The organism is Pseudomonas sp. 7P_10.2_Bac1 (assembly GCF_025465935.1).
Taxonomy (GTDB): Bacteria; Pseudomonadota; Gammaproteobacteria; order Pseudomonadales; family Pseudomonadaceae; genus Aquipseudomonas.
This window is the reverse complement of sequence record NZ_JANLNV010000080.1, coordinates 140,160-162,105: the sequence shown is the minus strand read 5'-3', so window position 1 is coordinate 162,105 and position 21,946 is coordinate 140,160. Positions and strand designations below refer to the sequence as shown.

Annotated in this window: 17 protein-coding genes; 8 read left to right on the top strand and 9 right to left on the bottom strand. The window is 58.1% G+C overall.

Translation table 11 applies throughout. From position 1 onward, the window contains the following. Positions 1–8 precede the first annotated feature (8 nt). From NTD86_RS17545 to mnmC, 4 genes are all read right to left on the bottom strand, one after another. Complete coding sequence (locus tag NTD86_RS17545; RefSeq protein ID WP_262204047.1) at positions 9–1,196, bottom strand: osmoprotectant NAGGN system M42 family peptidase; 1,188 nt, start codon at positions 1,194–1,196, stop codon at positions 9–11. 36 nt (positions 1,197–1,232) lie between these two features. After that, entirely contained in the window at positions 1,233–2,978 is a 1,746-nt protein-coding gene (ngg, locus tag NTD86_RS17540; RefSeq protein WP_262204045.1) for an N-acetylglutaminylglutamine synthetase, read from the bottom strand. Between the two features lie 3 nt (positions 2,979–2,981). Beyond that, positions 2,982–4,754, bottom strand: a complete 1,773-nt coding sequence (locus tag NTD86_RS17535) for an N-acetylglutaminylglutamine amidotransferase (protein WP_262204044.1) — start codon at positions 4,752–4,754, stop codon at positions 2,982–2,984. A gap of 307 nt (positions 4,755–5,061) precedes the next feature. Beyond that, positions 5,062–7,041 (bottom strand): bifunctional tRNA (5-methylaminomethyl-2-thiouridine)(34)-methyltransferase MnmD/FAD-dependent 5-carboxymethylaminomethyl-2-thiouridine(34) oxidoreductase MnmC, encoded by a 1,980-nt coding sequence (gene mnmC, locus NTD86_RS17530; protein ID WP_262204043.1) that lies wholly within the window; start codon positions 7,039–7,041, stop codon positions 5,062–5,064. A 139-nt stretch (positions 7,042–7,180) separates the two neighbouring features. Between mnmC and pap the strand changes: the two genes are divergently transcribed. Continuing rightward, the gene (pap, locus tag NTD86_RS17525; RefSeq protein WP_262204041.1) at positions 7,181–8,707 is read left to right on the top strand and encodes a polyphosphate:AMP phosphotransferase; all 1,527 of its coding nucleotides are present in this window, start codon (positions 7,181–7,183) and stop codon (positions 8,705–8,707) included. 251 nt (positions 8,708–8,958) lie between these two features. Here pap and NTD86_RS17520 read toward each other — a convergent pair whose 3' ends face one another. Continuing rightward, positions 8,959–10,350, bottom strand: a complete 1,392-nt coding sequence (locus NTD86_RS17520; protein ID WP_262204039.1) for a class II fumarate hydratase — start codon at positions 10,348–10,350, stop codon at positions 8,959–8,961. Between the two features lie 194 nt (positions 10,351–10,544). On the opposite strand from NTD86_RS17520, the gene NTD86_RS17515 reads away from it, so the two are divergent. The 7 genes from NTD86_RS17515 (at position 10,545) to NTD86_RS17485 (ending at position 18,294) form a co-directional block, all read left to right on the top strand. Continuing rightward, positions 10,545–11,063 (top strand): DUF2059 domain-containing protein, encoded by a 519-nt coding sequence (locus tag NTD86_RS17515; protein WP_262204037.1) that lies wholly within the window; start codon positions 10,545–10,547, stop codon positions 11,061–11,063. An 11-nt stretch (positions 11,064–11,074) separates the two neighbouring features. Further along, entirely contained in the window at positions 11,075–11,371 is a 297-nt protein-coding gene (locus NTD86_RS17510; protein WP_262204036.1) for a BolA family protein, read from the top strand. Positions 11,372–11,484: 113 nt separating this feature from the next. Then, positions 11,485–12,423: a rhodanese-related sulfurtransferase gene (locus tag NTD86_RS17505; RefSeq protein WP_262204035.1), complete on the top strand. Its 939-nt coding sequence runs from the start codon at positions 11,485–11,487 to the stop codon at positions 12,421–12,423. Position 12,424: 1 nt separating this feature from the next. Beyond that, positions 12,425–13,060 (top strand): DsbA family protein, encoded by a 636-nt coding sequence (locus tag NTD86_RS17500; RefSeq protein WP_262204033.1) that lies wholly within the window; start codon positions 12,425–12,427, stop codon positions 13,058–13,060. Positions 13,061–13,079: 19 nt separating this feature from the next. Beyond that, positions 13,080–14,870, top strand: coding sequence for an ABC transporter ATP-binding protein (locus NTD86_RS17495; RefSeq protein ID WP_262204121.1), 1,791 nt, complete (start codon positions 13,080–13,082; stop codon positions 14,868–14,870). Positions 14,871–15,005: 135 nt separating this feature from the next. Continuing rightward, on the top strand, positions 15,006–17,465 hold the full coding sequence (locus tag NTD86_RS17490) for an EAL domain-containing protein (protein WP_262204032.1): 2,460 nt from the start codon (positions 15,006–15,008) through the stop codon (positions 17,463–17,465). Between the two features lie 46 nt (positions 17,466–17,511). Further along, a complete protein-coding gene (locus tag NTD86_RS17485) occupies positions 17,512–18,294 on the top strand; it encodes a TenA family transcriptional regulator (RefSeq protein WP_262204031.1) in 783 nt (260 codons plus the stop codon). Between the two features lie 67 nt (positions 18,295–18,361). Here NTD86_RS17485 and NTD86_RS17480 read toward each other — a convergent pair whose 3' ends face one another. The 4 genes from NTD86_RS17480 to NTD86_RS17465 all read right to left on the bottom strand — a co-directional run bounded on the left by NTD86_RS17480 (position 18,362) and on the right by NTD86_RS17465 (position 21,917). Next, positions 18,362–19,102 carry a YciK family oxidoreductase gene (locus tag NTD86_RS17480; RefSeq protein WP_262204029.1) on the bottom strand — a complete coding sequence of 247 codons (741 nt, stop codon included), beginning with the start codon at positions 19,100–19,102 and terminating at the stop codon, positions 18,362–18,364. Between the two features lie 45 nt (positions 19,103–19,147). Further along, positions 19,148–19,819 (bottom strand): N-acetylmuramic acid 6-phosphate phosphatase MupP, encoded by a 672-nt coding sequence (mupP, locus tag NTD86_RS17475; RefSeq protein ID WP_262204028.1) that lies wholly within the window; start codon positions 19,817–19,819, stop codon positions 19,148–19,150. A gap of 3 nt (positions 19,820–19,822) precedes the next feature. Next, positions 19,823–20,521, bottom strand: coding sequence for a bifunctional 2-polyprenyl-6-hydroxyphenol methylase/3-demethylubiquinol 3-O-methyltransferase UbiG (ubiG, locus tag NTD86_RS17470; protein ID WP_262204026.1), 699 nt, complete (start codon positions 20,519–20,521; stop codon positions 19,823–19,825). A 64-nt stretch (positions 20,522–20,585) separates the two neighbouring features. Then, positions 20,586–21,917: a TRZ/ATZ family hydrolase gene (locus NTD86_RS17465; protein WP_262204025.1), complete on the bottom strand. Its 1,332-nt coding sequence runs from the start codon at positions 21,915–21,917 to the stop codon at positions 20,586–20,588. Positions 21,918–21,946: the final 29 nt, after the last annotated feature.

The following is a 21,946-nucleotide window of genomic DNA, read 5'->3' as shown; positions in this document are numbered from 1 at the left end:
GATTATTTTCAGTTCCTGTTTTCCCCTACCAGGCTGTCGACCGACGGCACGCGTGTATCGCTTTCCATCTGGGCATCGTGTTCCAACTGGTGACTAAAACGATCCAGGGAGCCTTGTGCCGGTTGGGCGTCGCTGGCAAACACCGGCGGGCTGAGCAGGTATGCCCCAAGCAAACGACTCAATCCCGCCAGGCTATCAATGTGCGTGCGCTCATAGCCATGGGTCGCATCGCAACCGAATGCCAGCAGTGCGCAGCGAATATCATGCCCCGCCGTGACGGCTGAGTGCGCATCGCTGAAGTAATAGCGGAACATATCTCGGCGCACCGGTATGTCGTTGTGGGTGGCCAATCCCAACAGGTGCCGTGACAAATGGTAGTCATATGGGCCGCCCGAATCCTGCATGGCCACGCTGACGGCATGCTCGCTGGAGTGCTGGCCCTCAGCGACCGGCGCAATATCAATGCCGACGAATTCACTCACATCCCACGGCAATGCGGCGGCTGCGCCACTGCCGGTTTCTTCGGTGATGGTGAACAGTGGATGGCAGTCGATTAGCGGTTGCTCACCACTCTCGACGATGGCTTTGAGGGCTGCCAGTAAGGCGGCAACCCCGGCCTTGTCGTCCAGGTGTCGGGCGCTGATGTGTCCGCTCTCGGTGAATTCAGGCAAAGGATCAAACGCGACAAAATCCCCCACGTTGATACCCAGCGAATCGCAATCGGCTCGGGTGACGCAGTAGGCGTCCAGGCGCAGTTCTATGTGGTCCCAGCTCACCGGCAATTCATCCACAGCTGTGTTAAAAGCATGGCCTGACGCCATTAACGGCAACACGCTACCGCGAATCACGCCGTTGTCGGTGAACAGGCTGACCCGGCTACCTTCGGCAAAGCGGCTGGACCAGCAACCAACGGGGGCCAGCACCAAGCGGCCATTGTCTTTGATCGCTCGCACACTGGCGCCAATGGTGTCCAGGTGCGCGGAGACGGCGCGGTCCGGACCGCTTTGCTGGCCCTTGAGCGTGGCCCGCAAAGTACCACGACGGGTCAGCTCAAAGGGGATGCCCAATTCTTCAAGACGTTCGGCGACGTAACGCACGATGGTGTCGGTAAACCCGGTAGGGCTGGGGATGGCAAGCATTTCCAGAAGCACCCGTTGCAGGTACTCAAGGTCAGGTTCTGGCAGGGTGTGACTCATAAAAGCTCCTTTTGCGGGAGGTGTGCAACAGACGGTTCAAGGCGCGGGCTGACTGTGGGGGAACAACAAGTCGATAAAGCGCTCGGCGGTAGGCTGCGGCTCGTGATTGGCCAGCCCGGCACGTTCATTGGCTTCAATAAACACGTACTCGGGTTGGTCTGCGGCAGGCACCATCATGTCGAGCCCGACCACAGGAATGTCCAGCGCTCGTGCAGCACGAACAGCCGCATCGGCGAGCACGGGATGAAGAATCGCGGTGACGTCCTCAAGACTTCCGCCGGTGTGCAAATTGGCTGTCCGGCGAACCGCCAGCAGTTGGCCGGCAGGCAAGACGCTGTCAAAGTCATATCCGGCGGCCTGAACCGCTCGCAGGGTTTCGGCGTCCAGCGGGATGCGGCTTTCACCATGGGTGGCAGCCTGGCGGCGACGGCTTTGTGCTTCGATCAGTTGACGCACGTTGTGCTGGCCATCGCCGATAACCTGCGCCGGGCGGCGTATGGCGGCGGCTACCACGTTAAAACCGATCACCACGATGCGCAGGTCTTGGCCTTCATGGAAGCTTTCCAGTAGCACCCGGTTATCAAAGGCTTGGGCCGCCTTGATCGCTTCCTGTACGTGTTCAATTGAATGCAGATCAACCGCCACTCCATTGCCTTGCTCGCCATCCAGCGGCTTGACCACCACCCGCAGGTGCTCCTCAAGGAACGCCAGATTGTCATCGGCATTGCCAGCGCGTTGCTGGGTGGGCACATTCAAGCCCGCAGCACTCAACACTTTGTGGGTCAGGCTCTTGTCCTGACACAGGCTCATACTGATGGCGCTGGTCAGGTCCGTCAGCGATTCGCGGCAGCGAATACGGCGCCCACCATGACTGAGTGTGAACAAGCCAGCATTGGCGTCATCAATGTGTACATCGATACCGCGTTTGTAGGCTTCTTCCACCAGAATCTGCGCGTAGGGGTTGAGCCCGGCCTCTGGGCCGGGGCCGAGAAACAGCGGCTGGTTGATGCCGTTTTTACGTTTGATGGCAAAGGTCGACAGGGTGCGAAAGCCCAGCTTTCGGTACAGTTTTTTGGCTTGCAGGCTGTTGTGCAGGACCGAGAGGTCAAGATAGCTCAGGCCGCGGCTCATGAAATGTTCGACCAAATGCCTTACCAGCACTTCGCCAACGCCGGGCCGCGAACATTGCGGATCGACGGCCAGGCACCACAGGCTGCTGCCGTTTTCAGGGTCGTGAAACGCCTTGTGGTGATTGAGCCCCATTACACTGCCAATCACCGTGCCGCTGTCTTCATCTTCAGCCAGCCAGTACACCGGCCCGCCGTTATGCCGCGCGGTGAGCAGGGTCGGGTCGACGGGCAGCATGTTACGCGCCTGATACAGCGCGTTGACTGCGCTCCAGTCGGCCTCGCTTTGCACGCGCCGAATACGAAAGCCGCGGAACACCCGGGTTGCGGGGCGATAATCGGTGAACCACAGACGCAGGGTGTCCGAGGGGTCGAGAAACAACTGCTGCGGTGACTGCGCCAATACCTGTTGCGGGGCTGCCACATACAAGGCGATGTCGCGCTCACCGGCTTGTTCGTTCAGCAATTCGTTGGCCAGACTGGCTGGTTCTGGGAACGTGTGACCGATCAGCAGGCGTCCCCAGCCGCAATGTATAGCGACCGGGTTAGCGTCCAGCGCGCTGCCATCTTCGGCAAAGCGGGCCTGGAGTCGCTCGTAGGAGGGCGCTTGCCCGCGCAGTAAACGTTGGCTATAGGCTGTGGCAAGGGGTTTCATTGATCAGATTCCTTGTTCGCTCAGCCACAGGTTCAGTGCCGCCAATTGCCACAGCTTGGAGCCGTTCAGAGGCGTCAGTTGGCTTTGTGGATGGCTCAGCAGACGGTCGAGCATGGCCGGTTGAAACAGGCCGCGATCCTGGCTAGGGTCCTGCAGCAAATCGCGTACCCACGTTCGGGTGTTGCCTTCCAGATGCTTGAGACCGGGCACCGGGAAGTAGCCTTTTTTGCGGTCGATGACTTGGCTGGGGATGACCAGGCGCGCGGCTTCCTTGAGCACATGCTTGCCACCATTGGGCAGCTTGAACCGGGCCGGAATCCGCGCCGACAACTCGGCCAGGCGGTAATCCAGAAACGGCGTGCGCGCTTCCAGGCCCCAGGCCATGGTCATGTTATCGACGCGCTTGACCGGGTCATCGACCAGCATCACCGTGCTGTCCAGACGCAACGCCTTGTCAACCCCGGCGTCTGCACCCGGCTGGGCGAAGTGTTCACGGACAAAGTCCCCGGCGGCGTCATTGGCGGTCAGCCATTGTGGTTGCACAGTGGCCTGGTACTCGGCATAGCTGCGATCAAAAAAGGCCTCGCGGTAGGCTGCGTAAGGATCGCTGGCGCCGTCGACCTGCGGGTACCAGTGGTACCCGGCAAACAGTTCATCGGCACCCTGGCCGCTTTGCACTACTTTGCAGTGCTTGGCGACTTCCCGTGATAGCAGGTAGAAGGCAATGCAGTCATGACTGACCATCGGCTCGCTCATTGCCCGGAAGGCCGCTGGCAGTTGCTCGATGATTTCATTTTCGCCAATGCGTAATTGGTGATGACGGGTGTGGTAGTGCTCGGCGATCAGGTCCGAATACTCGAACTCATTACCGCGCTCACCGCCTGCGTCTTCAAAACCAATGGAAAAGGTCGACAGGTCTTGTACGCCCACTTCCCGCAGCAAACCGACCAGCAAGCTGGAGTCGACGCCGCCTGACAGCAGCACACCGACATCTACCGCTGCGCGCTGGCGAATGGCGACGGCTTCACGGGTGCTGTCCAGTACGCGTTCGCGCCAGTCTTCAAAGGTGAGATTGGCCTCATCGGCATGCGGGCCGTAAGGCAGCGTCCACCAGGTTTTCTGCTCGGTGTTGCCGTCAGCGTCGATGCGCAACCACGTGGCGGGCGGCAGTTTTTCAATGCCGGCAATCAGAGTGCGCGGCGCCGGGACCACGGCATGGAAATTCAGATAATGGTTCAGCGCGACCGGGTCGAGCATTGGGTTGATGTCGCCGCCTTTGAGCAGCGCCGGCAGGGTCGAAGCAAAACGCAAGCGCTCGCCGGTGCGCGACAGATACAGCGGCTTCACGCCCAGGCGGTCGCGGGCAATGAATAAACGCTTGGCATCACGCTCCCAGATGGCAAAAGCAAACATGCCATTGAGCTTGGGCAGCAGGGCTTCACCCCATGCGTGGTAGCCCTTGAGCAATACCTCGGTGTCACCCTTGGAGTAGAAGGCGTAGCCGAGTTTTTCCAGTTCGGTGCGCAGTTCCGGGAAGTTGTAGATTGCCCCGTTAAAGGCCAGAGAAAGGCCCAATTGGCTATCGATCATTGGCTGCGCCGAGCCGTCGGACAGATCCATGATCTTCAGGCGACGGTGGCCGAGGGCTATCGGCCCTTGGCTATGAAATCCCCAGGCATCGGGGCCACGTGGTGCAAGGTGGTGGGTAATGCGTTCGATGGCTGCCAGGTCGGCAGGTTGGTGATCAAAACGTAACTCTCCAGCTAATCCGCACATGGTGTTTAAATCCTTGGTGTTTCGGCATGTGTGTCACTACCGCTTCAGACGACATCGACAAACGATGTGGGCAGCGCGGGCACGGTTTACAGGAGGCATGGCGATTGGCCGTGCCTTCAGCCCAGACGACGCGCAGGGTTTAAAATGCCGCGCGCCGCGATGAATGACCGTGTTTTATCGAGTGATCATGGTCGGGATCGTTCAATAAAATTTACCAACGGTGCCTGTACGCGGCGCGGATCAAGTCAGCAGAGTGTGCGGCTGGCCACAGCTGTGCGGGGTGCGCACAGCCAGGTGGAGGGGTGGTTTAAAGCCTGCGGATCAGAGCGCGCAGGGCAAAGCGGTTGGGGTGGCAGGCCTCGGCAACGGCGCGAGGGAGGGGCAGGGGTTCGTTATTGATCCAGGCGGCGAGCAGTTCGCCCGACAGCGGAGCGGTGATCAAGCCGCGTGAGCCGTGACCGCTGTTGACATACAGGCCTTCCAGCCACGGGCATTGCACCTGCGGAACTTGCCGCGCGTCTTTGCCGAGCGCCGCATAGGCGTGGGCAAACGCTGTGGTATCGGCCAGCGGTCCGACGATCGGCAGGTAGTCCGGGCTGGTGCAACGAAACGCCGCCCAACCTTGCAAGTTCTGGGGATTAAGGTCTTGTTCTGCGAGGCGTTGCACCAGATCGGGGGAGATGTCTGCCAGCAAATCCAGATTGCCTTGATGGCCTTCGGGGGTGGTGGTCAAGTCTTCATTATGAAAGTCGAAGCTGGCGCCCACCGTGTGTTCGCCCAGGCGGCCCGGTGCCACATAGCCTTCGGCGCAGACCACGGTTTTCAGTGCTGAGCTGCGCGGGGTTTCAACCAATTGGGTGATCTGCCCGCGAATCCGCTTGAGGGGCAAACCGCTACTGGCTGGGAAGCGCTTGACTTCGGCAGCACCCGCCAGAATCACCAGCGGCGCGCTCGCCAGCACGGTTTCGCCCTGGCAGGCCTGCCAAAGCCCGCCCACCTTGTTGAGTTGCAGCACGTCCTGGTGAGTCACAACCCTGATATTGGGGTGCAGTGCCTGAAACTGACACAAGGCTGGCGGATGCACCCAGCCGCCCTCGGGATAAAACAGCCCGCCATGGGCCAGTTCAACACCGGCCAGCGTCTGTGCATGGGGTTGGTCCAGCAAATGCACCAGCGCGGATGGAAAGGCCGCAGCCAATTGCGCTTGGCGTTCGGCTTCCTTGGCGTTAAAGCCCAGTTGCAGCACCCCGCAATCATCCCAGTCGCGCCCACGTTGCAAATGTTCCAGGACCCGACGGGTGTATCCAAAACCACAGACGATCATTTGCGACAGCGCCGTGCCATGGGCTGACAGCTTGAGGTACAGCACGCCTTGCGGGTTACCGGAGGCTTCTTTGGCCAGACGTTCATGACGCTCAAGTAGCACCACCTGCCAACCGCGCCGGGCCAGACTGTTGGCGCTGGCGCAGCCAGACAGGCCACCACCGATCACCAACGCAGTGCGTGGCCCCGTGAGGGCGGACGGGCGCGCGTACCAGGGTTTGCTCGTCTCGCCGGGCGAGGCGGTCTCTGGAATGCCGAGAAAGACGCCGCGAAGGATTTCCCACTTGTGGCCGATCCCTGGTGTACGACGCATTTTGAAGCCAGCATCATTCAGCGCGCGGCGTACCCAACCGGTGCTGGTGAAGGTACTTAGGGTGGACTGCGGCGCTGCCAGGCGGGCCAACTGAGCAAACAGTTCTGGCGTCCACATGTCCGGATTTTTAGCTGGCGCAAAGCCGTCCAGAAACCAGGCGTCGACCTGTGCGTCGAGGTGCGGCAATTGCTCCAACGCATCCCCGATCAGCAGCGTGAGTGTGACCCGGCCGTTGGCCAGGCTGAGGGTTTGAAAGCCCGGGTGAATGGCGAAGTAGCAAGCCAGCAGTTGTTCGCTGTAGGGCGCAAGGTCTGGCCAAAGGGCGAGGGCGCGTTGCAGGTCGTCGCGGGTCAGCGGGTATTTTTCGACACTGATGAAATGCAGCCGGGCTTGCGGGTGGGCCATTTCGTCGAACAGTTGCCAGGCGCAGAGAAAGTTGAGGCCGGTCCCGAAGCCGGTTTCCCCAATCACCATATGGCCGTTGGCGGGCAGGGCGCTAAAGCGCTCGCGCAAGGCATTCTGTTCAATAAAGACATAGCGGGTTTCTTCCAGGCCCGACTTGTCTGAAAAGTACACGTCGTCAAACAGCCGCGAATGGGGGCGACCCTGGTCATCCCAGTCCAGCTGGGCGTTGGTCATTTCAATGGTCATGTGAGGCTCTGCATCGGCAAGGCGGCCATTCTAGCCGATCGGCCACTGCACGACGGATTCATGACAGTTTTATGCGCTTTATCAACACGCAACAGAAAGCAATCGACTAGGCTTGTGACATCTTGCCAGGGAGCTTTCCATGTTCGAATCCGCTGAAATCGGTCATTCAATCGATAAAGAAACCTACGACAGAGAAGTCCCTGCCCTACGTGAAGCGTTGCTTGAGGCGCAATACGACCTGCATCAGCAAAAACGCACGGCTGTGATTGTGCTGATCAACGGCATCGAAGGTGCTGGCAAGGGTGAAACGGTCAAACTGCTGAATGAGTGGATGGACCCACGATTGATCGAGGTGCGAACTTTCGATCAGCAAACCGACGAAGAGCTGGCGCGCCCACCCGCCTGGCGCTACTGGCGGCATTTGCCGGCCAAGGGGCGCATGGGGGTATTTTTTGGCAACTGGTATAGCCAGATGCTCCAGGCCCGGGTGCATGGGGTTATCAAGGATGCAGTGCTGGATCAGGCCATTACCGGGGCCGAGCGCCTGGAGCGGATGCTCTGTGACGAAGGTGCGGTCATTTTTAAATTCTGGTTTCACTTGTCCAAAAAACAAATGAAGGCGCGCCTCAAGGCTCTGAAGGATGACCCACTGCACAGTTGGCGAATCAGCCCGCTGGACTGGCAGCAATCCAAAACCTACGACAAATTTGTGCGTTACGGCGAGCGCGTGCTGCGTCGTACCAGCCGTGATTACGCGCCTTGGCACATTGTTGAGGGTGTAGACCCGCATTACCGCGGCCTGACGGTGGGCAAGATATTGCTGGAAGGTCTGCAAGCCGCGCTTAACGCCCCCAAAAGTCGCGTGCGACCAATTAACGTACCGCCACTGCCAGAAAGCCGTGATGGTTTGAGCTTGCTCGATTGCCTGGACATGTCTCAGCGTCTGGAAAAAGACGACTACAAAGAGCAGTTGGTGACTGAACAGGCGCGCTTGTCAGGCCTGATGCGTGACAAGCGTATGCGTCGGCATGCCCTGATCACGGTGTTTGAGGGCAACGATGCGGCGGGCAAGGGTGGCGCTATTCGCCGGGTTGCGGCGGCCCTCGATCCGCGTCAATACAACATCGTACCGATTGCCGCGCCGTCCCAGGACGAGCGGGCCCAACCTTATCTCTGGCGGTTTTGGCGACAGATACCGGGCCGCGGAAAATTCACCATCTTTGACCGTTCGTGGTACGGGCGGGTGCTGGTGGAGCGCGTCGAGGATTTTTGCAGCCAGGCTGATTGGCTGCGCGCCTATGGCGAGATCAATGATTTTGAAGAACAGCTGAGAAATTCGGGGGTGATCGTCGTCAAATTCTGGCTGGCGATTGATAAAGAGACGCAGCTGGAACGCTTCCAGGAGCGCGAAACCATCCCGTTCAAACGTTTCAAGATCACCGAAGAAGACTGGCGCAACCGCGAGAAATGGGACCTGTATCGCACGGCTGTGTGCGACATGGTTGACCGCACCAGCACCGAAATCTCGCCCTGGACACTGGTGGCGGCCAATGACAAACGCTGTGCGCGGGTCCAGGTGTTGCGCACCATCAACGAAGCGCTGGAAGCGGCCTTCGAAAAAAGCGACAAACACGCCAAGAAAAACAAGACAGAAATTCGTATTTGAAGGGGATTGGCGCCACGCCTTGTTGGATACGATTTCAAGCGGGGAGTTTTGGGGTAGCGAGAGGTTGTGTTTATGTACTCAAACCCTCTCAAATCAAGAGCCCCTCACCCTCTCCCTAAGGGAGAGGGGACTGACTGGGCAATGACGTGATTGGTAAGGACCTGTAGGAGCGAGCTTGCTTCGCGATCTTTTAATCTTGATCACGCTTTTTACCGAAGAGCCCCTCTGCCGGGGGAGAAGGGCCTGTGTGTTTAATGCTTGCCGGGGCTGAGCATGTTTTCAGGGCGTACCCACTCGTTGAACTCTTCGTCGGTGAGGTAACCCAACTCCAAGGCCGCTTCACGCAAGGTCAGCCCTTCGGCATAGGCTTTTTTGGCAATTTGTGCCGATTTGTCGTAGCCGATGTGCGGGTTAAGCGCGGTCACCAGCATCAGCCCTTGCTCAAGATGCTCGGCCATTTTGCCCGCGTCAGGCTCTAGCCCGGTCACGCAGTGTTCATTGAAGTTGCTGCAACCATCGGCCAGAAGTTTGATCGACTGCAGCAGGTTGTGAATGATTACTGGCTTGTAAACGTTGAGCTGCAAATGCCCCTGGCTGGCGGCAAAGCCAATTGCCACGTCATTACCCAACACCTGGCAGGCCAGCATCGACAGCGCTTCACACTGGGTCGGGTTGACCTTGCCCGGCATGATCGAGCTGCCTGGCTCGTTGGCTGGCAGTTTGATCTCGGCAAGCCCCGCACGCGGTCCCGAGCCCAGCAGACGGAAGTCGTTGGCCAGTTTCATCAGAGTGACGGCAAGGGTTTTCAGGGCGCCCGACAATGTGGTCAACGGCTCATGCCCGGCCAAGGCGGCAAATTTGTTGGGTGCGGTGACAAACGGCAACCCCGACAGGGCCGCCAGTTCTGCCGCAATGGCTTCGGCGAAGCCATGGGGCGCATTCAGGCCGGTGCCCACGGCGGTGCCGCCTTGAGCCAGTTCACAAACAGCCGGGAGCGCGGCGCGGATGGCTTTTTCTGCGTAGTCCAGTTGTGCGATGTATGCCGACAACTCCTGGCCGAACGTGATTGGGGTGGCATCCATCATGTGGGTGCGACCTGTTTTGACCAGTTTCATGTGGCGCGCCGACAATTCGGCAAGCCCACCAGCCAATTCACTGATGGCCGGCAACAGCTGTTCATGGACCGCCTTGGCAGCCGCGATGTGCATGGCGGTCGGGAAGCAGTCGTTTGAACTCTGCGAGCGATTGACGTGGTCGTTTGGGTGCACCGGAGCCTTGCCGCCCCGGCCCTTGCCCGCCAGTTCGTTAGCACGCCCGGCAATCACTTCGTTGGCGTTCATGTTGCTCTGCGTGCCGCTACCGGTTTGCCAGACCACCAACGGGAATTGATCGTCATGCTGGCCGTCGAGCACTTCATCGGCGGCCTGTTCGATCAGGCGGGCGATGTCGGCGGGCAAGTCGCCGTTGCGGTCGTTGACCCGAGCCGCGGCTTTTTTGATCAGGACTAGAGCGTGCAGTACGGCCAGCGGCATTTTTTCGTTGCCGATGGCAAAGTTGATCAGCGAGCGCTGAGTCTGAGCGCCCCAATAGGCCTCATCCGGTACGTTCACTTCACCCAGGCTGTCGGTTTCGATGCGGCTCATCAGGTCGTTTCTCCTAAAGGTTGATCAGTGAGCTTAGGCGCTCAATCGCCATCAGGAGTTCAAACTTTAGTTTTATTGGTTTTTGTCGGATTGTTGAGAACCGCTATCAGTGTCGGGCTTGAGTGACACACTTTGTTAGGCGCAGAATGGTGGCCCCTGGGGTACGACCTCGTTTGCTAGATAAAGGAAACTCGATGACTCGTCTTCGCGCCATCTGTACTGCAGTTGCTCTGGTATGCGCCAGCGGCCAAGTATTCGCCGACGCTGCCAGCCACGCTGCCAGTGCTGAAACGTTCCTCAAGCTGGCACATGCCGACAAACTGGGGACGCCGGTGTACATGCAAGTGCAGCAAATGTTTGCTCAACGCTTTGAACAGACCAAAGCGCCAGCTTCGAAAAAAGCCTTGCTCGAAACCTACCAGGCCAAGGCCAACACAGCCTTGGACCAAGCCATTGGCTGGGACAAGTTGAAGCCGGACATGGTCAAGCTGTACACCGCCAACTTCAGCGAGTCCGAGCTTAATGATCTGGTGAAGTTCTACCAGTCGCCATTGGGCAAGAAAGTGCTGGAAAAAATGCCGCAACTGACTCAGCAGTCTGCCCAGATGACTCAGGCCAAGCTGGAAAGCGCCGTTCCTGTGGTCAACAAGTTGTTGGAAGACATGACTGCCGAACTGGTACCGGCAGCACCGGCCCCGGCCAAAAAGAAGTAAGCGGAGTCTGAATGAGCATGCAACAACGTATTGAAACGACGCTGAGCGCGCTGCAGCCTGAGCATTTGAGCGTGCTGGATGAAAGCCACATGCACAGTCGTGGGTTGCAGACCCACTTCAAGGCTGTGGTGGTCAGCGAGCAGTTCGCCGGGCTCAACCGCGTCAAGCGTCACCAAAAGGTCTACGCCACTCTGGGTGACTTGATGGGCGAGTTCCATGCGTTGGCCTTGCACACGTATACGCCCGAGGAATGGGCGCAAATCGGCACAGCCCCGGCCTCGCCGACCTGTGCTGGCGGCTCTCACTGAGTTGGCTTCCTGAGCTGGCTTTTTGCTAGAATCCGCTGCGCGCCGCTTAGTCGGCGCGTTTTTTTTGCATCCGGTTCACCCTTTGCGAGGGTAGCCACCTGGAGAGATTCACGATGACTGCGTCAATTGTTGTAGCGGCACTGTATAAATTCGTCACCCTTGAAGATTACGTTGAACTACGCGAACCCTTGCTCAAGGCCATGGTGGATAACGGCATCAAGGGCACCTTGCTGATCGCCGAAGAAGGCATCAATGGCACCGTCTCGGGTAGCCGTGAAGGGATCGACGGCCTGCTGGCGTGGCTGCGCAACGACCCGCGCATGATCGACATCGATCACAAGGAATCCTACTGCGAAGACCAGCCGTTCTACCGGACCAAGGTCAAACTGAAAAAAGAAATCGTGACCCTCGGCGTTGAAGGCGTAGACCCGAACAAAACCGTCGGAACCTATGTCGACCCCGAGAACTGGAACGCCTTGATCAGCGATCCTGAGGTGCTGTTGATTGACACCCGTAATGATTACGAAGTCTCGATTGGCACTTTTGAAGGCGCGATTGATCCCAAAACCACGAGCTTTCGTGAGTTTCCTGACTACATCAAGGCTAACTTCGACCCGGCTGTGCACAAAAAAGTCGCGATGTTCTGTACCGGTGGCATTCGGTGCGAAAAAGCCTCGAGCTACATGCTCAGCCAGGGGTTTGATGAGGTCTATCATCTCAAGGGCGGCATTCTGAAGTACCTTGAAGAGGTGCCGCAGGAAGAGTCCAAGTGGCAAGGCGATTGCTTTGTATTTGATAACCGTGTGACCGTGCGCCATGACCTGAGCGAAGGTGAGTACGACCAGTGTCACGCCTGCCGTACGCCGATCAGCGCCGCGGATCGTGAGTCCGAGCACTATCAGCCAGGCATCAGTTGCCCGCACTGTTGGGACAAGCTGAGCGAGAAAACCCGTCGCAGCGCGATAGATCGTCAAAAGCAGATTGAACTGGCCAAGGCCCGCAATCAGCCGCACCCTATCGGTCACAACTACCGTAAATCTGCCGAGGCCTGATATGTCTGCGCGCCTGCTCTATGTGATGGACCCGATGTGTTCATGGTGCTGGGGCTTTTCGCCTGTCGCGCAAGCCTTGTTCGAGCAGGCGCAAGCCGCGGGTGTTCAAGTGCACTTGGTGATGGGCGGGTTGCGCACTGGCAACAGTGCGGCGCTTGAGCCGTCAACGCGGCGCTATATCCTCGAGCATTGGCAGGCCGTCGCTGACGCCACCGGGCAGCCGTTCCAGTTTGACGGTGCCTTGCCCGATGGTTTTATCTACGATTGTGAGCCTGCCTGCCGCGCGGTTGTGGCTGCGCGCAGCCTGGCACCGGAATGTGCCTGGGCGTTGGTCAAGCTTATCCAGCAGGCGTTCTACACCCAGGGACGTGACGTGACGCAAACCAGTGTGCTGGTTGAATTGGCCGAGCAGGCCGGGCTGTCACGGATCGACTTTGCTGCGGCATTTGACAGTGCCGAGCAACAGGCTGCGACGGCTGCAGACTTCACGTGGGTTCAGGATCTGGGTATTGCCGGGTTTCCGACCTTGTTGGCCGAGCGCAATGGCCAATTGGCGTTGCTGACCAATGGCTATCAGCCGATTGATCAACTATCAGACTTGCTGGGCCGCTGGCTTGAACGAGCAGCGAGTGCTTGAGTCGTCTGCCAAGCCGTCGATTTCCCGTATGGCAGACCGTCTGAGCTGGTCAGACATTCGCCGTTTGGCCCTGCGCCATAAAAAAGCCCTGTGGATCGCCAATGGCGTGGCCGTGCTGGCCACCCTGTGCAGTGTGCCCATTCCGTTGCTGCTGCCATTGCTGGTGGACGAAGTCTTGCTGGGGCATGGCGATGCGGCGCTGAAGGTCATGAACCACTGGCTGCCCGCTGCCTGGCACACATCGGTGGGCTACATTGGCCTGATGCTGGTGGTAACGCTGTTGCTGCGCGTGGGCGCATTGCTATTTAACGTTCTGCAGGCACGCTTGTTTTCGCGGTTGGCCAAAGACATCGTGTTTCGCATCCGGGTGCGGCTGATCGAGCGTTTGAAACGTATCTCGTTGGCGGAGTACGAAAGCCTGGGCAGCGGCACGGTAACCACGCATTTGGTCACCGATCTCGACACCCTCGACAAGTTTGTCGGCGAAACCCTGAGCCGATTTTTGGTGGCAATGCTCACCCTGATTGGTACGTCAGGGATTTTGCTGTGGATGAACTGGCAATTGGCGCTGTTGATCCTGTTGTTCAACCCGTTGGTGATCTACGCAACTGTACAGTTGGGCAAGCGCGTCAAACACCTCAAGAAACTCGAAAACGACAGCACCGGGCGTTTCACCCAGGCGCTGACCGAAACCCTGGATTCGATCCAGGAGGTGCGAGCGGGCAATCGCCAAGGCTTTTTCCTCGGTCGGTTACAGCAACGCGCTCGCGAAGTGCGGAATTTTGCTTCGACCTCGCAGTGGAAAACCGATGCTTCGAACCGTGCCAGTGGGCTGCTGTTCCAGTTTGGTATCGATATTTTCCGCGCAGCAGCCATGTTGACGGTGTTGTTCTCTGATTTGTCGATTGGCCAGATGCTGGCGGTGTTCAGTTACCTCTGGTTCATGATTGGCCCGGTCGAGCAGTTGCTGAATCTGCAATACGCTTTTTATGCCGCCGACGGTGCTGTGACGCGCATCAATCAATTGCTCGCCCGTGAAGACGAACCTCACTATCCGGGCGGTATTAACCCGTTTACCGGGCATGAAACCGTCGGTATCACTATTCGGGACCTGAGTTTCAGCTACGGTGAAGAAAAGGTGCTGGACACGCTCAACCTGAGTATTGCTCCTGGCGAAAAGGTAGCGATTGTCGGCACCAGCGGCGGCGGTAAAAGCACTTTGGTGCAACTGCTGCTGGGGCTGTATACCCCACAGTCTGGGACTATTTCCTTTGGCGGCGTCAAGCAGTCCGACATTGGTCTTGAGACCATCCGCGAGCATGTGGCGGTCGTGTTGCAACATCCGGCGTTGTTTAACGACACGGTGCGTGCCAACCTGACCATGGGTCGTGAGCGGACCGATGAAGCTTGCTGGCGCGCACTGGAAATCGCTCAGCTCGACGGCACTATTTTGACCTTGCCCCAAGGCTTGGACAGCGTGGTCGGGCGTTCCGGCGTGCGTTTATCAGGGGGGCAGCGGCAACGTCTGGCGATTGCACGTATGGTGTTGGCCGAACCCCGTGTGGTAATTCTTGATGAGGCGACCAGCGCGCTGGATGCTGCCACCGAATACAACCTGCATCACGCTTTAGGAAAATTCTTGAGTGGGCGTACGACTTTAATCATCGCTCACCGTCTTTCTGCGGTAAAACAAGCAGACCGGGTGCTAGTGTTTGATGGTGGTAGCATTGCCGAGGACGGCGAGCATCACCAGTTGATAGCCGAAGGCGGTCTTTACGCACAGTTGTATGGCCATTTGCAGCAAAGCTGAAGGCGGGCAGTGTATGTGGACGGGTAGTCAGGGTGTGCGGCCGAGCGCCTGAATCGTCCTGAGCACCAACTGTGGGTCTGATTTTTCGCGGCTTTTTTTCTGGTTTTCATCAAGCAGCTTGCTGCAAGGAACCTCATGAAGCCAACACGTAGCCTCGTCACACCTCGTTTGCTGGGGATTGTCTGGCCCTTTATTGCGGTCGTGCTGTTCCAGGTGCTATTGGGGTGTGTGAGCCTGTACATGCTCTCTGCCGTGAGAGGGTATGTTGCGGGGGAGAGTTTGTGGTCAAAGGGGCAGAAAGATGCCATTCACTTTCTCAATCTCTACGCGGACAGTCGCGATCCGTATACATATGCGCAATACCAGCAAGCCATTGGTGTTCCCCAAGGTGATCACGCGCTACGCGTAGCTCTGGAGCAGTCGCCACCCGACCTCAAGGCTGCACGCGAAGGCGCTCTGCAAGGTGGCAATCGTCCTGAAGATGTGGCCGGAATTATCTGGCTCTATCAAAACTTCCGTCATTTGAGCTTTCTGGACAAAGCCATCCAGCAATGGAGTGTGGCGGATGGGTATCTGGCCAAGCTCGATGAACTCGCACTCCAGATGCATGGGCGTATCAGCACTGAGCAAGTGACAGCAGACGATACCCGGCAGTGGAAGGCGCAGATAGATGCGATCAATGATGCTGTCACGCCCTTGACCTATGCATTCAGCGAGATCTTGGGCGAAGCCTCGCGCTTCATTCTGCAGGCGTTGCTGATCGTTAATCTGCTGACGGCATTGGTGCTGATTTGTCTGGCGTTGTGGCGCACACACAAGATCTTGTTGCAGTGCCGGGCATTTGCCGACGCTCTGCAGTTAGAGAAAGAGCGGGCGCATGTCACGCTTGAATCCATCGGTGATGGAGTGATCACGACAGACACGAAGGGGGCCATCACCTACATGAACCCGGCGGCCGAGCAATTGACCCACTGGAAGTTCGCGCAGGCCCAGGGCTTGCCGTTAGGGGCCTTGTTCAAGTTACTGGATGAAAATCGGGCAGATGACGGCTTTACTCTCATCGATCAAATACTCCGTGGCCGTCTGGCGGGCAGTAGCGAGCATTCCCGTTTGATCCAACGCATGGACGCCACCAGCGTCGCAGTTACGCTGACTGGTACGCCGATCCGACACGCAGGCGCACTTAGCGGGGCGGTGTTGGTGCTGCACGATATGACCCAGGAGCGCCAGTACATTGCCAATTTGTCCTGGCAAGCCACTCATGATGCCTTGACCGGGGTCGCCAATCGTCGTGAATTCGAATACCGGCTGGAGCGGGTACTGCAGAATCTGACACGGCAGCAAGGCCGCCATGCGCTGATGTTCCTGGACCTGGACCAATTCAAGCTGGTCAACGACACCTGTGGTCATGCGGCGGGTGATGAACTGTTGCGTCATGTCTGCGCGCTGCTGCAGGCCGGTCTGCGCGAAGGCGATACCCTGGCCCGGCTGGGGGGAGATGAATTCGGCATATTGCTTGAAAACTGCCCGGCTGACGTGGCCGAGAAAATTGCCGAAGGCTTGCGCCACACGGTGCAAAGCCTGCACTTTGCCTGGAAGGGACGGCCGTTTTTAAACACCATCAGTATTGGCCTGGTGTACATCAACCCTGTGCCTGTCACTCTGGAGGCTGCGCTGCGGGCAGCCGACCTGGCCTGTTACATGGCCAAGGAAAAGGGGCGTAATCGAGTTCAGGTGTATCACGAGGATGACACGGAGCTGTCCATACGGTTCGGTGAGATGACTTGGGTCCAACGCTTGCATGTGGCTCTGGAGGAAAACCGCTTTTGCCTCTATTCACAAGCCATCGTACCGCTGGGGCCTGAACCGCAGGACCGCGGTCACCTCGAGATTTTGTTGCGACTGCATGATGAGCAGGGGCGGGTGATCATGCCTGACAGCTTCATCCCTGCAGCCGAGCGTTATGGCTTGATGGGCCTGATTGACCGCTGGGTAGTGGAGAGCGTCTTCAAGACGATTGCCGAATGCGCGCTCCGGGAACCCGGGCGGCCTATGGAAATGTGTGCGATCAACTTGTCAGGCTCGACGATTGGAGATGAGGAATTTCTGGCGTTCTTGCATGAACAGTTCGAGTGTTATGGCGTTTCACCTGGGCAGATCTGTTTTGAGGTCACCGAAACCAGCGCTATCGCGAACCTGGGCAACGCTATTCGCTTCATTAATGACCTCAAGGCGCTGGGTTGTCATTTCTCTTTGGATGACTTTTGCGCAGGAATGTCTTCATTTGCATACCTTAAACACCTGCCCGTCGATTTTTTGAAGATAGATGGCAGTTTCGTCAGGGATATGCTCGACGATCCAATCAACCGGGCTATGGTTGAGGTTATTAACCATATCGGGCATGTCATGGGTAAGCGAACGATTGCCGAATTTGTCGAATCATCGCAAATTGAGCATGCATTGATGGAAATCGGCGTTGATTATGCTCAGGGTTATGTGATCGAACGCCCCGGCATCTTCAAGGTTGAAAGCCTGTGGTCTCGACCCTCGCGACCGCGGCCTTTTGCTCCGAAATTGCCGGGAGCTTTGCGTTAAAGCTTGCTGATTTAATAACGTGCATTTCAGAAGGAGTCGGATAGCGATGGATGCATTTAACCGAACAGGCCCCTTGATGGAGCCGACCAGTTATCCAGAGTGGGCTCAGCAGCTGATTCGTGACTGCGCGCAGAGCAAGCGTCGGGTGGTTGAACACGAGATCTACCAGCGCATGCGTGACAACACGCTGAGTGAAAAGACCTTTCGCACTTTTCTGATCGGCGGCTGGCCGGTGGTTGAGCAGTTTTCATTGTATATGGGCCATAACCTGGGCAAGACCCGTTATGGTCGACACCCTGGCGAAGACATGGCGCGGCGCTGGCTGATTCGCAACATTCGGGTTGAGCTCAACCATGCGGACTACTGGGTGAACTGGGCACGGGCGCATGGCGTGAGTCTTGAGGAGATGAATGCGCAGGACGTCCCGGCAGAGTTCCAGGCCCTGAATGACTGGTGCTGGCATAGCTGCGCCACTGACTCGTTGGCCGTATCGATGGCAGCAACCAATTACGCCATCGAGGGAGCTGTTGGGGAGTGGGCGGCCGTAGTCTGTTCAAAAACCATCTATGAAGACTCCTTCGCGCCTGAAGAGCGTAAGCGCGCCATGAAGTGGCTGAAGATGCACGCGCAATATGACGATGAACACCCTTGGGAAGCGCTCGAGATTATCTGCACGCTGGCGGGGATGAATCCCTCTGAGGCGCTGCAGACCGAGTTGCGCCGGGCGATTTGCAAAAGCTATGACTACAAGTACCTGTTTTTGCAGAGTTGCTTGCAGTACGAACGCTCACACGCGGTTTATGAGCAACGCGAGTTGGTCGCCGGGTAAGTATTTTCCCATGGCAAAAACCGGAGATCGTGCTGGGGCGCGACCTCCGGTTTTTTATGGCTTGGCGTTATTGCGCGTTGAAAGCCTGGCCATTCACACCGGTGCTGTCTGGGCCCATCAGGTACAGGTATACCGGCATGATGTCTTGCGGCTCAGGGTTATTTTGCGGGTTTTCAGCAGGGTAGGCCTGTGCTCGCATGCTGGTGCGGGTGGCGCCGGGGTTGATGCTGTTGGCGCGTACTGTCGAAACGTTTTCAACTTCGTCGGCAAGCGTTTGCATCAGCCCCTCGGTGGCGAATTTGGACACGCCATAGGCACCCCAGTAGGCGCGACCCTTGCGACCTACGCTGCTGGACGTAAAGATCACCGACGCGTCCTGTGAGAGCTTGAGCAACGGCAGCAGGGTGCTGGTCAGCATAAATGTGGCGTTGACGTTGATGTGCATGACGCGCATGAAGTTCTCGCCAGACAACTGCTCCAGTGGCGTGCGTGGGCCAATGATCGAGGCGTTGTGCAACACCCCGTCAAGATGGCCGAACTCGCTTTCAATCATGGCGGCCAGTTCATCGTACTGATGGGGCAGGGCGGTTTCGAGGTTGAACGGTATAACCACCGGCTTGGTGTACCCTGCGGCTTCGATTTCGTCGTAGACCTGGCTCAGGTTGGCTTCTGTCTTGCCAAGCAGGAGGACAGTCGCTCCGTGCGCGGCATAGGTTTTGGCCGCTGCGGCGCCAATACCGCGCCCGGCACCCGTCACAAGGATGATGCGGCCCTGGAGCAGATCGGGGCGAGCGGAGTAATCAAACATTAAGCACCTCAACAAAAAGCAAAAAACATGCGCGGTGGCGGCGTGTCAGCAGCTGCACATCGCGTTATCCAGGACTTTACGCAATTCAGCCGGATGATCGACGACCACATCGGCGCCCCAATGGTCGGGGTTGTCATTAGGGTGAATATAGCCATAGCGCACGGCGGCCGTTTTGGTGCCTGCATCGCGCCCCGATTCAATGTCACGCAGGTCATCGCCCACGAACAAAACGCTGGCGGGATCAAGGTCAAGCATCTTGCAGGCCAGGATCATCGGTTCAGGATCGGGTTTGCTGTGGGTGACGTGATCGGGGCAGATCAGCACTTTTGAGCGCTCGGCCAGCCCTAGTCGTTCCATGATCGGTTGGGCAAAACGCACCGGCTTGTTGGTGACGACGCCCCAGATCAAATGCGCTTTTTCGATATCGGCCAGCAGTTCGGCCATGCCGTCGAACAGCTTGCTGTGTACTGCGCAATCACGTTGATAACGCTCAAGGAACTCAAGGCGCAATGCCTCGAACTCTGGCGATTCACAAGTGATGTCAAATGTTGCGGCGACCATTGCACGGGCACCGCCGGAAATTTCATCGCGAATCAATTTGTCGGCAATCGGCGCCAGGCCGCGCTCTGCACGCATGGCCTGGCAGATGGCGATAAAGTCCGGCGCGGTGTCGAGCAGGGTGCCGTCCATGTCGAAGAGAACTGCTCTTAAACGCATGCGTTACTCCTCGCGCAGTGTCTGGATCATGTAGTTGACGTCTACATCGTTGGCCAATTTATAGTGCTTGGTCAGCGGGTTGTAAGTCAGGCCGATGATGTCTTTGACGCTCAGGCCCGCCTTGCGGCTCCAGGCGCCCAGCTCGGAGGGACGAATGAATTTCTTGAAGTCATGAGTGCCGCGCGGCATCAGTTTAAGAACGTACTCGGCGCCGATAATTGCGAACAGATAGGATTTCGGATTGCGGTTGATGGTGGAAAAGAACACCTGGCCGCCGGGTTTGACCAGTTGATAGCAAGCACGGATGACCGAGGCTGGGTCTGGCACGTGTTCGAGCATTTCGAGGCAGGTGACGACATCGAACTGGCCTGGCATTTCGTCTGCCAGCGCTTCGGCGGTGATCTGGCGGTATTCGACGTTGACGCCGGACTCTAGCTGGTGCAATTGCGCGACCGCCAACGGGGCTTCGCCCATGTCGATACCGGTGACCGTTGCTCCGCGTTGCGCCATGGATTCACTGAGTATGCCGCCGCCACACCCCACATCGAGGACTTTTTTGCCGGCCAGCTGGACGCGCTCGTCGATCCAGTTCACACGCAGCGGGTTGATATCGTGCAGCGGTTTGAACTCGCTTTCGCGGTCCCACCAGCGATGGGCAAGCGCCTCGAATTTGGCGATCTCGGCGTGGTCGACGTTGCTCATGGGTAAATCCTCTAAAGCTGAAAAAACCGGGTAAAACTCAGGGCCTCAGCCCTGAGGCTTGGAATCAGTGAGTATGGCTGTTTATGCGCTCGCCCCAGGCTTTGGCGGTCGCGCATAGGTGTTGTTCGTCCAGTCGCGTCAGTTGGCGGTTATCCAGCAGTTGCTTGCCTGCGACCCATACGTGCTTCACGCAGTCGCGGCCAGTGGCGTAGATCAGCTGTGAGACGGGATCGTAGACCGGTTGCTGGGCAAGCCCGCTCAGGTCGAATGCCACCAGATCAGCCGCCTTGCCAACTTCAATCGAGCCGATTTCGTTCTCAAGGCCCAGTGCGCGTGCGCCATTGAGCGTAGCCATGCGCAATGCGCGGTGTGCATCCAGTGCCGTGGCCGAGCCGGAAACGGCTTTGGCCAGCAGGGCGGCAGTCCGGGTTTCGCCGAGCAGATCCAGGTCATTATTGCTGGCGGCCCCGTCGGTGCCAACCGCGACATTGACGCCGGCTTGCCACAGTCGCTCGACCGGGCAGAAGCCGCTGGCCAGTTTCAGGTTGGATTCGGGGCAATGGATGACGCTGGAGTTGCTTTCTACCAGCAAGCTCAGGTCTTGGTCGCTGATCTGAGTCATGTGCACGGCCTGGAAGCGCGGGCCCAGCAAGCCCAGCCGGGCAAGGCGGGCGATCGGGCGTTCGGCATTGTTTTCGACCGCCTGTTGCACTTCAAAGGCGGTTTCGTGTACGTGCATCTGCACGGCGGCATCGAGCTCGTCGGCAATAATTCGGACTTTCTCCAGGTTTTCGTCGCCGACTGTATAGGGCGCGTGGGGGCCGAAAGCGATTTTGATGCGTGGGTGGTACTTCAGATCGCCAAACAGCTCTACCGCTTGGCGCAAGGATTCATCCGCGTTACTGGCGCCCGGAATCGGAAAGTCCAGGACAGGGAAGGCGATCTGTGCGCGGATCCCGCTGTTGTGCACGCGTTCACTGGCCACCTTCGGGAAAAAATACATGTCACTGAAGCAGGTAATGCCGCCTTTGATCTGTTCGGCAATGGCCAGATCGGTGCCGTCGCGTACAAAGGCTTCGTCGACCCATTTGGCTTCGGCCGGCCAGATGTGGTTTTCAAGCCAGGTCATCAGGGGCAGGTCATCGGCCATGCCGCGGAACAGGGTCATCGCCGCATGGCCGTGGGCATTGATCAGTCCCGGGCTCAGCAGCATGTCAGGGAGTTCGCGGGTTTCAAGAGCTGTGTGTTTCAGTGCCAGTTGGCGTGGGCCGATGAAAACGATGCGTCCGTCCTGGATGCCTATGCCATGATCCTTGAGCACAACCCCGGCGGGTTCAACCGGTACTAGCCAGGTGGGGAGTAGCAGTAAATCGAAGGTCAAGGGCTGGGTTGGCATCAAAAACGGCTTCCAGTGCATTATAAAAA

Bases quoted from the DNA above. Each gene is read 5' to 3' on its own strand.
- NTD86_RS17535 (WP_262204044.1), bottom strand. From the start codon at position 4,754: ATGTGCGGATTAGCTGGAGAGTTACGTTTTGATCACCAACCTGCCGAC.
- mnmC (WP_262204043.1), bottom strand. From the start codon at position 7,041: ATGACCATTGAAATGACCAACGCCCAGCTGGACTGGGATGACCAGGGT.
- NTD86_RS17505 (WP_262204035.1), top strand. From the start codon at position 11,485: ATGACTGCGTCAATTGTTGTAGCGGCACTGTATAAATTCGTCACCCTT.
- NTD86_RS17480 (WP_262204029.1), bottom strand. From the start codon at position 19,102: ATGTTTGATTACTCCGCTCGCCCCGATCTGCTCCAGGGCCGCATCATC.
- pap (WP_262204041.1), top strand. From the start codon at position 7,181: ATGTTCGAATCCGCTGAAATCGGTCATTCAATCGATAAAGAAACCTAC.
- NTD86_RS17485 (WP_262204031.1), top strand. From the start codon at position 17,512: ATGGATGCATTTAACCGAACAGGCCCCTTGATGGAGCCGACCAGTTAT.
- mupP (WP_262204028.1), bottom strand. From the start codon at position 19,819: ATGCGTTTAAGAGCAGTTCTCTTCGACATGGACGGCACCCTGCTCGAC.
- NTD86_RS17520 (WP_262204039.1), bottom strand. From the start codon at position 10,350: ATGAGCCGCATCGAAACCGACAGCCTGGGTGAAGTGAACGTACCGGAT.
- NTD86_RS17490 (WP_262204032.1), top strand. From the start codon at position 15,006: ATGAAGCCAACACGTAGCCTCGTCACACCTCGTTTGCTGGGGATTGTC.
- NTD86_RS17500 (WP_262204033.1), top strand. From the start codon at position 12,425: ATGTCTGCGCGCCTGCTCTATGTGATGGACCCGATGTGTTCATGGTGC.
- ngg (WP_262204045.1), bottom strand. From the start codon at position 2,978: ATGAAACCCCTTGCCACAGCCTATAGCCAACGTTTACTGCGCGGGCAA.
- NTD86_RS17510 (WP_262204036.1), top strand. From the start codon at position 11,075: ATGAGCATGCAACAACGTATTGAAACGACGCTGAGCGCGCTGCAGCCT.
- ubiG (WP_262204026.1), bottom strand. From the start codon at position 20,521: ATGAGCAACGTCGACCACGCCGAGATCGCCAAATTCGAGGCGCTTGCC.
- NTD86_RS17515 (WP_262204037.1), top strand. From the start codon at position 10,545: ATGACTCGTCTTCGCGCCATCTGTACTGCAGTTGCTCTGGTATGCGCC.
- NTD86_RS17545 (WP_262204047.1), bottom strand. From the start codon at position 1,196: ATGAGTCACACCCTGCCAGAACCTGACCTTGAGTACCTGCAACGGGTG.
- NTD86_RS17465 (WP_262204025.1), bottom strand. From the start codon at position 21,917: ATGCCAACCCAGCCCTTGACCTTCGATTTACTGCTACTCCCCACCTGG.